12 protein-coding genes are annotated in these 14,528 nt (G+C 52.9%); 7 read left to right on the forward strand and 5 right to left on the reverse strand.

Annotation, left to right across the window (positions count from 1 at the left end):
* The first annotated feature begins 40 nt into the window (after window positions 1–40).
* Window positions 41–685, forward strand: a complete 645-nt coding sequence (locus K5621_RS11285; RefSeq protein ID WP_025888960.1) for a response regulator — start codon at window positions 41–43, stop codon at window positions 683–685.
* 43 nt (window positions 686–728) lie between these two features.
* On the opposite strand, the gene K5621_RS11290 is transcribed toward K5621_RS11285, so the two are convergent.
* Entirely contained in the window at window positions 729–4,181 is a 3,453-nt protein-coding gene (locus tag K5621_RS11290) for a PAS domain-containing hybrid sensor histidine kinase/response regulator (RefSeq protein WP_221049272.1), read from the reverse strand.
* Between the two features lie 275 nt (window positions 4,182–4,456).
* On the opposite strand from K5621_RS11290, the gene K5621_RS11295 reads away from it, so the two are divergent.
* The 4 genes from K5621_RS11295 to K5621_RS11310 all read left to right on the forward strand — a co-directional run bounded on the left by K5621_RS11295 (window position 4,457) and on the right by K5621_RS11310 (window position 8,058).
* A complete protein-coding gene (locus K5621_RS11295) occupies window positions 4,457–5,290 on the forward strand; it encodes a CvfB family protein (RefSeq protein ID WP_093983029.1) in 834 nt (277 codons plus the stop codon).
* A gap of 159 nt (window positions 5,291–5,449) precedes the next feature.
* The gene (locus K5621_RS11300) at window positions 5,450–6,163 is read left to right on the forward strand and encodes a YceH family protein (RefSeq protein ID WP_221051179.1); all 714 of its coding nucleotides are present in this window, start codon (window positions 5,450–5,452) and stop codon (window positions 6,161–6,163) included.
* Window positions 6,164–6,313: 150 nt separating this feature from the next.
* Window positions 6,314–7,156: an ABC transporter permease subunit gene (locus tag K5621_RS11305; protein WP_100143976.1), complete on the forward strand. Its 843-nt coding sequence runs from the start codon at window positions 6,314–6,316 to the stop codon at window positions 7,154–7,156.
* The gene (locus K5621_RS11310) at window positions 7,153–8,058 is read left to right on the forward strand and encodes an ABC transporter ATP-binding protein (protein WP_221049273.1); all 906 of its coding nucleotides are present in this window, start codon (window positions 7,153–7,155) and stop codon (window positions 8,056–8,058) included. The genes K5621_RS11305 and K5621_RS11310 overlap by 4 nt, the downstream gene beginning before the upstream one ends.
* A gap of 637 nt (window positions 8,059–8,695) precedes the next feature.
* On the opposite strand, the gene K5621_RS11315 is transcribed toward K5621_RS11310, so the two are convergent.
* The 3 genes from K5621_RS11315 to K5621_RS11325 all read right to left on the reverse strand — a co-directional run bounded on the left by K5621_RS11315 (window position 8,696) and on the right by K5621_RS11325 (window position 10,806).
* Window positions 8,696–8,905: a cold-shock protein gene (locus K5621_RS11315; RefSeq protein ID WP_025009607.1), complete on the reverse strand. Its 210-nt coding sequence runs from the start codon at window positions 8,903–8,905 to the stop codon at window positions 8,696–8,698.
* A gap of 253 nt (window positions 8,906–9,158) precedes the next feature.
* Window positions 9,159–9,962: a 23S rRNA (guanine(745)-N(1))-methyltransferase gene (gene rlmA, locus K5621_RS11320; protein WP_221049274.1), complete on the reverse strand. Its 804-nt coding sequence runs from the start codon at window positions 9,960–9,962 to the stop codon at window positions 9,159–9,161.
* 43 nt (window positions 9,963–10,005) lie between these two features.
* The gene (locus K5621_RS11325) at window positions 10,006–10,806 is read right to left on the reverse strand and encodes a hypothetical protein (protein WP_221049275.1); all 801 of its coding nucleotides are present in this window, start codon (window positions 10,804–10,806) and stop codon (window positions 10,006–10,008) included.
* Between the two features lie 183 nt (window positions 10,807–10,989).
* Here K5621_RS11325 and sbcB point away from each other — a divergent pair, with 183 nt between their 5' ends.
* Complete coding sequence (sbcB, locus tag K5621_RS11330) at window positions 10,990–12,405, forward strand: exodeoxyribonuclease I (protein WP_221049276.1); 1,416 nt, start codon at window positions 10,990–10,992, stop codon at window positions 12,403–12,405.
* A gap of 89 nt (window positions 12,406–12,494) precedes the next feature.
* Entirely contained in the window at window positions 12,495–13,391 is an 897-nt protein-coding gene (gene cdd / locus K5621_RS11335) for a cytidine deaminase (protein WP_221049277.1), read from the forward strand.
* Window positions 13,392–13,455: 64 nt separating this feature from the next.
* Here the strand turns inward: cdd and K5621_RS11340 are convergent, their stop codons facing one another.
* Window positions 13,456–14,334 carry an NAD(P)-dependent oxidoreductase gene (locus K5621_RS11340; protein WP_221049278.1) on the reverse strand — a complete coding sequence of 293 codons (879 nt, stop codon included), beginning with the start codon at window positions 14,332–14,334 and terminating at the stop codon, window positions 13,456–13,458.
* Window positions 14,335–14,528 lie beyond the last annotated feature (194 nt).

A 14,528-nucleotide genomic window follows, 5' to 3' on the forward strand; every position in this document is an offset into this window, starting at 1 on the left:
ATACTTTCCCGTATAAAATTTGAAACCCGGAGCCCTTAGGATGAGTCTGGTGAAAGCCATAATTGCCGATGATCACCCGCTGTTTCGCAGCGCCCTCAAGCAAGCCGCCGCCTGCGTATTGGATGAAGCACAGATACGCGAATGCGCCGATCTCGAGGGGTTATTTGAGCTGCTCGGGCGACACAGTGAAACTGAGCTGGTGTTTCTCGACCTCGGCATTCCAGGAGCCAATGGTTTGCAGGGACTGTCGCAACTGCGCAATCAATACCCGGATGTGTTGATCATCATGGTGTCGGCCACCGAAGCACCGGCGATTATGCAGCAAGCCATCGCCCTGGGCGCTTCGGCCTATGTGCCCAAGTCCTCGCCGCTGGAGCGGATATCCGAAGCCATCGCCGAGGTGCTCAATGGCGAAACCTGGCTACCGGCGGATTTGGCGCTGGAAACTCTGGACGCCGATGACGAGCAGACGGACTTTGCCAGAAATCTGGAAAAACTGACGCCGCAACAATACAAGGTGCTGGCGATGATAGCCGATGGTCTGCTCAATAAGCAGATAGCTTATGAAATGCAGGTGCAGGAAACCACGGTCAAGCAGCATGTATCGGCCATTCTGCGCAAGCTCGGCCTCAACAACCGAACCCAGGCCGGTATCCGCTATAACCAGCTCAGCCGCCCCGAATAACGGTTTCCCCTTCCCCACAAAGCGCTTTATTTAAAAGCGCGCCTCAATTGAGCAAACGCTTGATACTGCGCCTGAGCGCCGGCAACTTCAGTGGCTTGTAAAGCAAGGGGAAACCGGCATCACTAACCTGCTCGCGAATGCTTTCGGCCTGATTGGCAGTATTGATAATCACAGGTAATCCGGACAAACCCTGGGAGGCCAACAGCTCAACCCCGGTGAGACCGGCATCCAACTGATAATCGACTATCAAAAGTTGCGGCAAGGGCAAACGCGCTTGCAGTTCAGCCAACTGCTCGGCGCCGGTGGCCTTTTCTATCTCGCAGCCCCAACTGCCCATGACCTGCCCCAGGGCTTCGAGCACGGTTTGATCATTATCCACCAGCCAAACCCGCAACCCGGCAAAATCGGACTCACTCTCCAAAGTCTTGGGTTTGACCGCGGCCACGGCCCCCGGCAGCGACTTGCATTGCAGCAACAAGGTAAACTGAGTACCGGTTCCTACCTGGGAACCCAGTAGCAAGGGGATGTCCAACAGATCGCAGATACGCTTGGTAATCGCCAGCCCAAGCCCCAGCCCTTCGGCGTTACCGCGGCTGCCGAGCTGCTTGAACTCTTCAAATATGGTCAGTTGATCTTCCTTGGCGATGCCAATGCCCGTGTCTTCCACTATCAATGACAAGAGTCCGTTTTCAAGATAGGTCTTCAGCCGCACTTCGCCCTGCTCGGTATAACGAATGGCGTTGCTGAGCAGATTACGCAGCACACGTTTAAGCAGCGCCTTGTCGGTATTGAGCAGCACTTCCTGACTCTCTAGATGAAAGCCAATACCTTTTTGCGCCGCAAGCGCCTGATACTCGTGCCTGAGGGGATCTATGATTTGCCGCAATGGAAATTCACTGACATTCACCTTGAAGGCTCCGGCGTTGAGCTTGGTCAGTTCCAGAATACTGCTGAGCAGCTCTTCGGCGCTGCCAAGGGAGCTACGGATATTATCGGCCAGGGTTTCCAGCTCACTGCCCCTGGCCTTGTCACTCATCAAGGAGCAGAACAGGCTGGCGGCATTGAAGGGTTGCAACAGATCGTGACTGGCGGCGGCAAAAAAGCGGGTCTTGCTCTCGGTTGCCTGCTCGGCCACCCGTTTGGCATTGGACAGTTCACGGTTGGCCTGGGTCAACGCCCGAGTGCGCTGATTGACCTTTTCTTCCAGCGAGGCATTGACGTGTTCCAGCTGGCGCTGCTGGCTGACAAAGTCGGTCACGTCCGTATAGGTGGTCACAAAGCCGCCACCGGGTAAGGGGTTACCCTGCATCTCATACACCCGGCCATTGCTGTGGGTGCGCTGATACTTATAGGCGCTGCCCTGACGCAGATAGTCTAGACGCTTGGCAATTTCCTGTTCGGGGTCTTCGCCGCGAAACATGCCTCTGTGGGCGTTGAGGCGAATGATCTCTTCCACCGGTCGACCTATATAGAGCGCCTCATCCGGGTAGAGAAACATATCCTTGTAGCCCTGATTCCAGGCCACCAGCCTCAGCTGGGAGTCCACCACACTGATCCCCTGTTGGATATTTTCTATGGTCGATTGCAGCAAGTCGCGATTAAAGCGCAGCACTTCGCGGGCCTCATCGACAAATTCGGCCACCTGCTCCAGCCCCTGATGTTTCTCATCTTTGGCGGCATCGATAATCAGCCTGGCCGAGGCGCCGCCGACCATGGCGGCGAGCTCTCTCTCGACCAGTTGCTCGGTTCGCACCGGCGCATCCGCTTTCCAGTGATTGGGATCCAGCGGGAACTCGCTGGCAACCAACTGACTGGCCGAGTCGGCTTCGCCGAAGCGTTTCAGCAAGGCTGCCAGATCATGAAAACTCAAACTGGCCTTGGGCACACCTTCCCGTCGGTCATCCCGGCTGATAACAAACTTGCTGCTCTGCAGCCGCTCGGCGAGCCCCGCCGGGCGCAGTACAGGCAGCAAGATATACACCATTAAATTGAGCCCAAGCGACAGCAGCATGGACTGGGTAATATCATCCAGCCCCAGCCCAAGTAGATCCCGCGGCGCCAAAGCCTGAACACCGAATGGACCATTGTCGAGCCAGGGCTGGTAACCAACCGCGCCTATCACCAGATTCGGCAGCAGCAAGGTATAAAACCACACCAGCGAGCCTGAGGCGATCCCCAGTTGTGCCCCGAGGCAAGAGGCCTGACGCCACCATAAACCTATGATCAGCGCAGGTGCAAACTGCGCCACCAGGGAAAAAGACATCAAGCCCACCATGGCCAGGGAGTTGGTATCGGCCAGTATTCTGTGGGTGAAGTAACTCAGCAGCAACAGCGCGAAGATCACCGCCCTTCTGGCCTGCAGCAAGGCGTTTTGGCTGAGGCCGCGACTGCCGGAGGCCAGTGATGAGTGCCGCAGAATAAACTGATTGATAAAGTCGTTGGTGATCATGATTGACAGCACTATCGCCGAGACAATCACCATGCTGGTGGCCGCCGAAAACCCGCCGAGAAACACCATCAGGGAAACGGCGTGATTCTCTACCGCCATCGGCAAGGCCAGTACGAAGGAGTCCGGCGCCACCTGCTCCTTACCGAACCATAACAGGCCGGCTACCGCGATAGGTAAAATAAACAGATTGATAAGAATGAGATACAGCGGAAACAGCCAGCGCGCCGTACTGAGATGGCCCTCGCCGCCCGGTTCAATAAACTGCATATGAAACTGACGCGGCAAACAGAACATGGCCAACACCCCAAGCAGGGTATGGGTGGCATAGATGTAGCCGGAGTCGACCTCAAAGCTCAAGTGCCCTTGCGCCTTAGCGCTCTGTGCCTGTTGCCAGAGTGCCAGCGGGCTGTCGAACAAACCGAAACAGACAAACAGTCCGACCGAGATAAAGGCAGCCAGCTTCACCAGTGATTCAAACGCCATACTGGCCACCAGCCCCGGGTTGTGCTCGCTGGGTCTTGGACGCCGGGCACCGAACAGTACGGCAAACAGCGCCAGCAGCAACATGATATAAAAGGTACTGTCTTGCCAGAATCCACCGGAGGAAACTTCTTCACCCGTGAGCATGGCGATACTTTCCGAGGTGGCCGACAGCTGCAACGAAATATAGGGCACTATGGCAATCACGGAAATAAAAGACACCAGCCCGGAGAGGCTGGAAGACTGGCCATAGCGGCTGGCGATAAAGTCGGCCAGGGATGTGAGTTTTTCATCGCGGCAGATTTGTGCCACCCGGCAGTAAAGCCGCCAGCCAAATAGAAACAGGATCAAGGTGCCGGCATAGGTGGGCGCCAGCCACCAACCATGGTTGGCAGCCTGGGCCGTGGTACCGAAAAAGGCCCAGGAGGTACAGTAAACGCCGAGTGTCAGGCTGTAAAACAGCGCCCGAAAACGTTTGGGTTTATATTTATCCGCCCACCAGGCGATGATAAACAACAGCGCGAGATACAAGAGTGCCAGCAGGCTGACGGACCAGATAGAGAACATAGGCAAAGGTTTTTATTTTCAGCTTAACCAGTTCTGCTGCAAAAAGCAGCGCTAACTTTAGTCTTATTCAAACTTAGGGAAGTCTGACTTCGACAGGCCCCGGCATGCCTTCAGTCAGATGCCTTGAACGCCAATTGCTGTGCAAGCCACGCCCTACAAAAGAGAAGGCCACGAGGACTTATTCGCACCTCCCTAACAAAAGGCACGGGCATAGGTGAGCGCAATCCGTTATAATCCGCCGCAGCTGAAACAAAGTTAATCAGGTTCAAAAACAGATGGCAGAAATAGGTCAAAGTTGCACCCTGGAAGTGGTCAAACAGGTTGATTTCGGGGTTTACCTCAACGCTCATGAGTTGGGACAGGTGTTATTACCCAATAAAGTGGTGCCCAAGGGTTGTCAGGTGGGCGACAAGTTGGAGGTGTTCCTCTATCTGGACTCCAACGACCTGCCCATCGCAACCACTAAAAAGCCCCTGGCTCAGGTGGGTGAGTTTGCTTATCTCAAGGTAGTTTCCATAGGTCGGGTCGGTGCCTTCCTCGATTGGGGACTGGAAAAAGATCTGCTGCTGCCCTTCGGTGAGCAGCACAAGCAGGCCGAAGAAGGCCGCAGTTACCTGGTCTATGTTCACCGTAACCGCGCCGACGAGCGGATTGTCGCTTCGTCCAAAATCGATAAGTTTGTCGATAAGAGCCCGGCTTGGTACAAGAATGGTCAACAGGTTGACCTTATCATCGCAGGTACCACAGATCTCGGCTATAAGGCGATAGTCAACAACAAGCATTGGGGCGTCATCTATCAAAATGAGGTGTTCCGTAAGCTGAAGTTTGGCCAAAAGCTCAAGGGTTATATCAAGCAGGTGCGTCACGACAACAAACTGGATCTGACCCTGCAAAAGGCTGACCGTCAGGAGTTGGATCAGCAATCACAGCGGATCATGAAGAAGCTGGCCCAGGCCGGCGGTTTCCTGCCCTACAGCGACAAGACCTCGCCCGAAGTGATCTACGCCGAACTTGGCATGAGCAAGAAGGCCTTCAAAAAAGCCATCGGCGGCCTGTTCAAGGCCGGAAAACTGCGCATCGAAGATGACGGTATCCACGCCAGTAATTGAACAAAGAACTGAGCAAAAATAACGCGCCTGTCCTATTCAGGGCAGGCGCAGCCGAGGAAAACCGCGACATCGGCTCAAGGCTCTGATATAACTCAAAAACACTGAGTAAAATGTCGGTCAGTTGGCCGACATCTGCCTTGAATGGAACTGTCAATTATGTTGCAACTCAATGCCATCGAAGCCAGAGTGATTGGCTGCCTGCTGGAAAAAGAAGTCACCACTCCGGATCTCTATCCCCTGTCTCTCAATTCACTGACCCAAGCCTGCAATCAAAAGACCAGCCGCGATCCCGTGATGGAACTGAGCGAGTCTGAAGTGCAGCAAGCCTTGGACAGCCTGAGTAAAAAACGTCTACTGAGTGAGCAGTCCGGCTTTGGCAGCCGGGTCATTAAATACCGCCACAGATTCTGCAACACAGAATTTGGCGAGCTGCAGTTTTCTCCCGCAGAGCTGGCAATTGTGTGTTTGTTGCTGCTGCGCGGCGCCCAAACCGCAGGTGAACTCAGAAGCCGGGCTCAGCGGCTGTTTGAATTTGACGGCCTGCCACAAGTGGAGCAAACCCTGCTGGCGTTGAAAGACAAAGGCTTTATCCGCCAACTGCCCAGGGAGCCCGGAAAACGTGAGATACGCTTTGCCGAGAACTTCACTGAGAATGATGGTGTATCTGAAGGTTACGGCGGCGCAGATACCACTCAGATTGCCAATCAAGCTACAGCTCACCATGAAGGTGAACGCGAAAGAGAGTGCGAAAGTGAGCCTGAAACGGCGAGCCAGAGCCAGATAGCTTTGCTTGAGCAAGAGCTGGCGACAATGAAGCAAGAGCTGGCTTTACTAAAACAGGAATTGGCCGAGCTCAAGGCGCAACTGGCATAATTGACCGTAAAAACGACAGCTACGGCTTGAAATAGCGGCCAGGCGTTGGCCTGCCTGGCCTCATGGTGTTAGGCTGGCGTCTTATCGGCAACCCAGTGCTTGCTCCGGTCGCTGCAAGGACTCCATATTGGGAGCAAAACAAGGAACCACATGACAACTGCAACTCACAGCACTCATCCCGGGGGGCTGAAAAACGCCCTGCAACTCGCGGGATTTGAACTCTATAAACTCATTTTCCACCGCCGTGGCACCCTGGCGATGATAGCTTTTGCCCTGGTGTGGTTGCTGATCCTCGCCTATCCGGTCCGAGGTGCCGCCAGCTTTCTGTTGAACCCGGACTTCAAGCATTTTGTTACCGGCGCCTTCGGTGAAGGCACGTTGGATCAACTGTTTGCCTGGCCGGTTGCCGAGCAAGCCGTCTATTGGGTCATCAGTCTCTACCTGTTCCCCATGTTCAGCATTCTTATCTGCGGCGATCAGTTCGCCTCGGACAAAAACCGCGGCACACTGCGCTTTATCTGCCTGCGTTCGGGCCGCGATGCCCTCTTCTTCGGCCGCTTCCTCGGCATGATGTTGATCCAATTGCTGTTGGTTGCCATCACAGTCATAGCAACCGTATTTTTGGCCATGAGCCGAGATATGGCGTTGGTGCTACCCGCGCTGACTTCCGGCTTGATGATGACACTCAATCTGGTATTGATCCTGCTGCCCTACACAGCCCTGATGGCGCTGTTCTCACTCTGGGCCAGCTCGGCCAGACTGGCCAGCGTATTTGCGGTGCTTTTCTTTGCCGCCATGATGATAGTAATGGCAACTATTAACGCTCAGCTGCCCATGCTCTCTTTCATCGGTTATCTGGTGCCCGGCGCACAGATAGATGCCATGCTCAATGCCCAGCCGCTAACGGCACTGTCAAGTGCCTGGTTGCCACTGCTGCAAACCATTGGATTATTAGCGATAGGCCGCACCATGATGCAGCGAGGTGATCTATGAGTCTGATTAACTGTAAAGGCCTGAGCAAACTCTACGGCAGCAAGCGGGCATTGGATAGCGTCGACTTGCAACTGGAGCCCGGTAGTCCCATCGCCCTGGTCGGCCCAAACGGTGCCGGCAAGACCACATTGATGAGCCTGCTGCTGGGTTATATACGTCCAAGTAGTGGTGAAATCACTGTGATGGGACAGCGCCCCGGCAGCACCGGACTTTTGGGACAGATCTCGGCCCTGCCCCAGGACGCCGCCCTGGATCCCGGCTTCAGTCTGCTGACTCAATTCAGCCTGTTTGCCCGCATGCAGGGTATGGGCGCCGACGCTGCCAAGGCTGAATCCATGCGGGTGCTGGCGCTGGTAGGCCTTGAGGAGGTCGCCAATCAAAAACCCAACTCTCTGAGTCATGGTATGGGAAAACGCGCCGCGATTGCTCAGGCGCTGATAGGCAACCCCAAGCTGGTGCTGCTGGATGAACCCACAGCCGGACTGGATCCCGCTAACGCCCGCAAAATTCGTGAGTTGGTAGAATCCCTGAGCACAGATACCACCTTTATTATCAGCTCCCACAATCTGGATGAACTGGAAAAACTCTGTGACAGAGTGCTGTATCTGGACAAAGGTAAACTGGGCCAGTCGGTCACCATGCAGCAAAGCAGCGCCGAAGCCTATCTGACGCTGCAGATGCAACACTGTGATCAGGAAAAACTGCTGGAAGCACTCTACGCCCTCGAAGGCGTTTACGAGATCTCGGCCAAGGGCAAACAAAACTACCTTATCCGTTACCAACCGGAGAAGGACACCTTGGATATCGAACTGCTGCAGCTACTCAAGCAAAATGACTGGCAATATCGCAGCCTGATGCGAGGCCGAACACTGGAAGATACCTTGTTCGACGGCGCAGCCTAAATCTGAATCTCAGCAACTCGTCCATACCAGTCGAGCCCTGACACGAAAAAACCTATGTCTTGGCATAGGTTTTTTCTTTCGTCTACAGCAGGTTAGTGTCACGCTTTTATTTGTTCTATCGAGCCACTCAGGGTATTTACACCTGACCTTGTCATTTACACTTGTATCAGTCTGCATCAAAATCAACTTACAGCAACTTAATCAAATACCTTTCTACATTACGCCTGCCATTTTCACCAACAAAGTCTTGGGAAAGACGCAAGTGCGTTCTTTTTCCTAGAGAGCGGCTTGGGCCTGACCGAAGTCATCCCAGGAAGCCTGTCAAAATCGGATAAATCAGAGACTCGATTGCTGTTATCTGGGTAATAAAGATATATTTTTTAAAACAGAGTAATCGCCTGAAATAAATTAATCTTAATTTGAGAGAACAGCATGAATTAGAATAAAAGCTCTAGACCGAGACCACTTATTGAAGCGATAAAAGATTGAAGAGATAGAAATTGGGCTGGCTTAGCTATGAAGACATGAACAACCAATACATAAAAATCAAGGCATAAAAAAACCGCGCTTCCTTACACCAAGAAGTGTAGGCTCGCGCGGTTTATTACGATATCGCTCGGGTTACCCCGAAAAGCGATTAGCCGATAACAGAAACGTTTTCAGCTTGAGGACCTTTTTGGCCCTGAGTAACAGTGAAGGATACTTTCTGACCTTCGTCCAGAGTCTTGAAGCCGTCAGAGTTGATGGCGCGGAAGTGTACAAACACGTCTGGACCAGACTCTTGCTCGATGAAACCGAAACCTTTGTCAGAGTTGAACCACTTAACTACACCAGTTACTTGTGACATGATATAAATCCTGTAAATAAAACTATCTTTTAAGCCTTAACGGCGGTGGAGCTGAAAATGCCGGTATTACTTATGTTTACAGGACGAACTGGTCGTATTGAAGACATAAAAATAAGCCCAACTTTCAAGCTAAGAAGACTATAAATCATTCTGGAGATAAGTCAACAAACTTAATTGACCCTTCTTAGTTTTTTTTACTTAAATTTCGAGTATTTGCCGTAACAAGTTGAAACCTATCTTATAGTTCTAGCTCTTATGTATTACGTTGGTAAATTTGAATGTGGAAATCCAGTTCACAACGCAATCCCTCAGCCTGCAGCTGCTGTTTCTGTTCGGCGCTGAGCTTCCAGACATAGGGAGTCATCTCCAGAAAGTCATTGCAAACCGGTCCGGCCGGCAGAACCAGCGGCCACTGCAGTCTCTCATCATGCAGCAGGTTAAAACCCGGTAGCTCTGCCTTGGTCAGCTCATGCTCTCTTGGCTCACTATAGATGATCTCTTTTAACTGAAAGTGATGTCTTGGGCCTGGGGATACACAGATGAAAACGCCGCCGGGCTTACACACCCGTGCCAACTCCTGAACTTTTGATGGTGCGTAGATACGCAACATGAGATCAAAGGCTGCATCGGCAAAAGGCATGTCGTAGGCGCTGGCTACACAAAAGCGCATCTGTGGATGTGCCTTGGCGGCGTAACGAATCGCGGTTCTGGAAATATCCAAACCATAGAGTTTACCACCAACGGCTTGTTGCAAACGCTCGCTGTAGTAGCCTTCACCACAGCCCAAGTCCAAAATCTCGGGTTGTGTCTTACAATATTCCAACGCCAGCTCGTTGACCCTGTCGCTGAGAGCTTGATAATAGCCGGCATTCAAAAAAGCGCGCCTGGCCTGCATCATCTGCTTGTTGTCACCGGGATCGCGAGAATTTTTCTTCTGCACCGGCAACAGGTTGACATAGCCTTCCTTTGCCTTGTCAAAGCTGTGGTTTTGGCTACAACACCATTGTTTTCCATCCTGCACCAACTCGCTGCGGCACAGGGGACAAATATAAGTCATGCATTACTTCCATCAGAATTGGGCTTTGCAGCCCAAGGTGGTATTACTCTTCGTCGGTCAACTGCCTGACCATGGCATTGAGCTCCGGCGAAGACAAGAGTTCATAGCACTCAAGCGCGCGCCTGAGCTTTTCTTCGGTGCCATCATGGTTGGCACTCTGGCGGTAATTGGGACGTTCAAGCGACTGATTATAACATCGCAGCAGCCATTGACGTTTCTGGGATAGACCTGTGAGCAGATGCCAAACTTCGTTGAGCTGGCCTTCGGGCAACTTAGCCCCATGCGCCAGCTGGTATCGCTCCAACCTGATTCGAGCCTGAGTCACTTCACTGAGTTGCACCGCCAACTTTTCACTGCTGGCTTGATAATCCTGAGCTTCGGCCAACGCTGTCTTGGCAAGAATGATCTCTCTTGGCTCCTGGGACAAACGCAAATCCTGCTCCAGAGGCAGCAGCTCGAATCTACCGGTTTGTAACGAGCAGAAAAATGTCTGCCCTGGCCAAAAATCGATACTCACGCCTTGCCTCAGGGCGGCGATGCAACTTGAAGTACTGGTTCCAATCTCAGAATAAAGCCTTAGACCCTGTCCGGCCGTTCGCGACACTCCATCCTTCCTGACGGATTCAAAAGGCAGCAACTGCTGAGTCAGAAAAGGTTGCAGCCTCAAAATAAACTGTCCCTGCGAAGCCTTGTCTTCTCCTTCAAGCATTACCCACTCAAGCAGCGGCGAGCGCAGCGCTTCCGACAACACAAAATCACTGACACTGTCCGGCAGGCTGAGGCACAACCTGGTCGGCATTGAAAGATTGACTATGGTGGGTGAACTGAAAAACTGACTGTACATCTGCATCCCTTCGGGTAATCCGAACCTCGTTGTCCCTGCCGGCAGGCAGCTTATTGTAACCAGAGGCCATCGATTCACCAAGGGCGGTTTTTAACCGAAATACCAGCGATAATGTCGGCAAAATCCCATTTCCGTAAAAAAATGTTAAGATAAGCTTTTGTCTACAGAGCCAAAGTCATCAGCATGAGTCAAGCCCAACCTCAGCCTTCCATATTCTGGCATGATTATGAAACATTCGGCGCTAATCCGGCGAAAGACAGACCGGCGCAGTTTGCCGGGATACGTACCGATCTTGAGCTGAACATCATTGGCGAGCCCGAGACCTTTTACTGTCAGATAGCCAGCGATTACCTACCTTCACCTGAGGCGATCCTCATTACAGGGATCACGCCGCAACTGGCCAATGGCAAAGGGCTGCCGGAAACCGAGTTTATGGGGCGGATCAATGCCTTGTTCAGCCAAGCCAATACCTGCGTCGCCGGCTACAACTCGCTGCGATTTGATGATGAGGTCAGCCGTTATGGTTTTTACCGTAACTTTATCGATCCCTATGCCAGAGAATGGCAGCAAGGCAATTCCCGCTGGGATATTATCGATCTGGTTCGGGCCTGCTATGCCCTGCGCCCGGACGGGATCAACTGGCCAACCAAAGAAGACGGCTCTCCCAGTTTCAAGCTCGAACATCTGACCCAGGCCAACGGACTCGGCCATGAAAAAGCTCACGATGCCATGTCAGATGTTTACGCCACCATAGCCTTGGCCAAACTGATAAAAGAGAAACAACCAAGACTGTTTGACTACTATTTCAAACTCAGACGCAAGCAGGCAGTCTCTGAGCAAATCGATGTACTCAATATGCAACCTTTGGTGCATATCAGCTCCAAAATCCCGGCGACTCAGGGCTGTGCCACTCTCATAGCCCCTGTGGCCCATCATCCCGAGAACAAGAATGCCATTGTCTGCGTTAACCTGCATATGGATATCAGCCCGCTGATTGAACTGGATGTAGACAGCATTCGCGAGCGTCTCTACACGCCAAGAAGCGAATTGGCAGAAGATGAATTACCCATACCGGTTAAACAGGTGCACATCAATAAGTGCCCCTTTATTGCCACCGCCAAGACACTGACCGATGAAGCCGCCGCGCGGATTGGATTTGACAAAGCCTTTGCCCGCGAACAATACAAGCGCCTGCGCCAGCATCCGCAGATCCGCGCCAAGCTGGCAAGTCTGTTTGATACCCCGAGGGACAACCAGGGTACCGATCCGGATCTTATGCTCTACAGCGGTGGATTCTTCTCTCCGGCGGATAAGGCCAAGATGGAGATGATCCGCCATACCGCCCCCGATAATCTGGCGGCGTTGGATCTCAGCTTTGACGACCCCAGACTCAAGGAGATGCTGTTTCGTTATCGTGCCCGTAACTATCCCTCGACACTTACGGACAAAGAAACACTGCGCTGGCATGAGTTCTGTCAGCAAAGGCTCAACGATCCGGATTATGTCATTCGCTTGGAAAATCTGTTGGAAGAAACTGCCGAAAATGAAAGTCACCAGCGACTTCTCAAGGCTCTGGTGCAATACTTACAGGCGCTTTAACGGAATTTTGCGAAGCCAGTCCCGTTTCAACTGTAACTTCCTGACTAAACTGGATAACCAATAGCTTAACATTTAACAAGGAATGGCCAATGCAAGACAGATTTGTAAACAGCCTGAACCAGTTGCCCAAGACACTTGCCGAGCAATTGGTGCCACTGCTCAACGATAAGTTCGCCGGTCATCTGGATGCACAGCAGCTGAGTGAATTGGCCAAGGTCAGCGGCCTTGGTGATGATGAGTTACTGCTGGCGCTCTTGCCTATTGCTGCGGCACTGGCCAATCCGCCAATCAGTGAGTTCTATGTCGGCGCCATCGCCAAAGGCAAGAGCGGTGATATCTATATGGGCGCCAATATCGAACTGCCGGGTGAAGCCTTGTGTCACTCGGTTCACGCCGAGCAAAGCGCCATCAGTCATGCCTGGCTGAGCGGTGAAAGCCAGGTAGTCGATATCATAGTCAACGAGAGTCCCTGCGGCCACTGCCGTCAATTTATGAATGAGTTGGTGGCCGGGCAAGAGATCCGCATTCACCTGCCCAAGCAGCCTACAGCGCCTTTGAGTCATTACCTGCCCTACGCCTTTGGTCCCAAAGATCTCAATGTCACCACGCCTTTGCTGAGTAAACAACAGGTAAACCTGGCGCTTGAGAGCTCCGATCCCATGGTGATTGAGGCGCTGGATCACGCCAGCCTCAGCTATGCCCCGTACAGCAAGAGCCATTGTGCGGTAGTACTGGAAACGGCTGATGGTGGCACCTTCTGTGGCCGTTACGCCGAAAACGCCGCCTTTAACCCATCCATGATGCCGATGCAGATGGCACTGTCGACCCTGCTGCGCCATAACCGCAGCTTCAGCGAAATCAAACGGGCGCTGCTGCTGGAATCGGCCGATGGCAAAATCTCTCTGGTGGGAGCCAGCATGGACGCCCTGCACGCAGTGGCGCCTGTAGAGCTGGAACATATAGTGGTCAGCCCCGAGCCCAACTGATAGCAGACTCAAAACCCAAAAAGGACAGCTGAAGCTGTCCTTTTGTTATCTTCAATCGCTGGCCTTACTTGTTGCGGCACTTCTCCTGGCGAGCCATCAGACTGGAAGTATCCCAGCGGTTACCGCCCATGGCCTGCACTTCTGCGTAGAACTGATCAACCATGGCGGTCAGCGGCAAATGTGAGCCATTGCGTCTGGCTTCATTGAGAGCGATACCTAAGTCTTTGCGCATCCAGTCCACCGCAAAACCAAAATCATATTCTCCCTGCAACATGGTCTTGTGACGATTTTCCATCTGCCAGCTCTGGGCCGCGCCTTTGCTGATCACCTCAACCACCTTCTCGCCATCGAGCCCGGCGCTCTTGGCAAAATGCATGGCTTCGGCCAAACCTTGTACCACCCCGGCGATGCAGATTTGATTGACCATCTTGGTCAACTGCCCGGCGCCAACATCTCCCAATAGTTCGGCGCAGCGGGCATAGGCAGCCATCACAGGTTTTACCCGCGCAAATACCGCCTCAGAGCCACCGGCCATAATGGTCAATACCCCATTCTCGGCGCCAGCCTGACCGCCGGAAACCGGCGCGTCCATAAAAGCGATGTCCTTCTCGGCCAGCAAAGCGGCCAACTCCCGCGCCACATCACATGAGGCAGTGGTGTGATCGACAAAGATACTGCCCACAGCCATACCATGCACTGCGCCCTCTTCACCCAGTACGACCTGGCGTAAGTCATCATCATTGCCGACACAGGCAAAGACAATATCCTGCCCCTCGGCGGCTTGGGCCGGAGTCTCGCAGCAGCGCCCACCAAACTCTGCCACCCAGGCTTCAGCCTTGGAGGAAGTACGGTTGTAAACAGTGACCTGGTGCCCCTGTTTTTGCAGATGCCCAGCCATGGGATACCCCATAACACCTAGACCGAGAAATGCGACGTTCGCCATGATATTTCCTTGATTATTTTAAGTGAGGGAACAGGCTGGCCCAATTGCCGACCATGCTTCAAAGCCTTTTGCATAAAGCCAAGAGTGACAATTCGAGCCGATGTTTAAGCCGCATTTTGCCATGGGGCAGCATAAAGGAGAAGTTGATACGGACAAACTCAGCATCCCGCATACAGAAAAGAGCCACGAATGTG

Source organism: Shewanella carassii, assembly GCF_019670705.1.
Lineage (GTDB): Bacteria > Pseudomonadota > Gammaproteobacteria > Enterobacterales > Shewanellaceae > Shewanella > Shewanella carassii.

What these genes read in the sequence shown, in the direction of transcription:
- K5621_RS11285 (WP_025888960.1), top strand. Translation starts at nt 41, where the DNA reads ATGAGTCTGGTGAAAGCCATAATTGCCGATGATCACCCGCTGTTTCGC.
- K5621_RS11290 (WP_221049272.1), bottom strand. Translation starts at nt 4,181, where the DNA reads ATGTTCTCTATCTGGTCCGTCAGCCTGCTGGCACTCTTGTATCTCGCG.
- K5621_RS11295 (WP_093983029.1), top strand. Translation starts at nt 4,457, where the DNA reads ATGGCAGAAATAGGTCAAAGTTGCACCCTGGAAGTGGTCAAACAGGTT.
- K5621_RS11305 (WP_100143976.1), top strand. Translation starts at nt 6,314, where the DNA reads ATGACAACTGCAACTCACAGCACTCATCCCGGGGGGCTGAAAAACGCC.
- K5621_RS11310 (WP_221049273.1), top strand. Translation starts at nt 7,153, where the DNA reads ATGAGTCTGATTAACTGTAAAGGCCTGAGCAAACTCTACGGCAGCAAG.
- K5621_RS11315 (WP_025009607.1), bottom strand. Translation starts at nt 8,905, where the DNA reads ATGTCACAAGTAACTGGTGTAGTTAAGTGGTTCAACTCTGACAAAGGT.
- rlmA (WP_221049274.1), bottom strand. Translation starts at nt 9,962, where the DNA reads ATGACTTATATTTGTCCCCTGTGCCGCAGCGAGTTGGTGCAGGATGGA.
- K5621_RS11325 (WP_221049275.1), bottom strand. Translation starts at nt 10,806, where the DNA reads ATGTACAGTCAGTTTTTCAGTTCACCCACCATAGTCAATCTTTCAATG.
- sbcB (WP_221049276.1), top strand. Translation starts at nt 10,990, where the DNA reads ATGAGTCAAGCCCAACCTCAGCCTTCCATATTCTGGCATGATTATGAA.
- cdd (WP_221049277.1), top strand. Translation starts at nt 12,495, where the DNA reads ATGCAAGACAGATTTGTAAACAGCCTGAACCAGTTGCCCAAGACACTT.
- K5621_RS11340 (WP_221049278.1), bottom strand. Translation starts at nt 14,334, where the DNA reads ATGGCGAACGTCGCATTTCTCGGTCTAGGTGTTATGGGGTATCCCATG.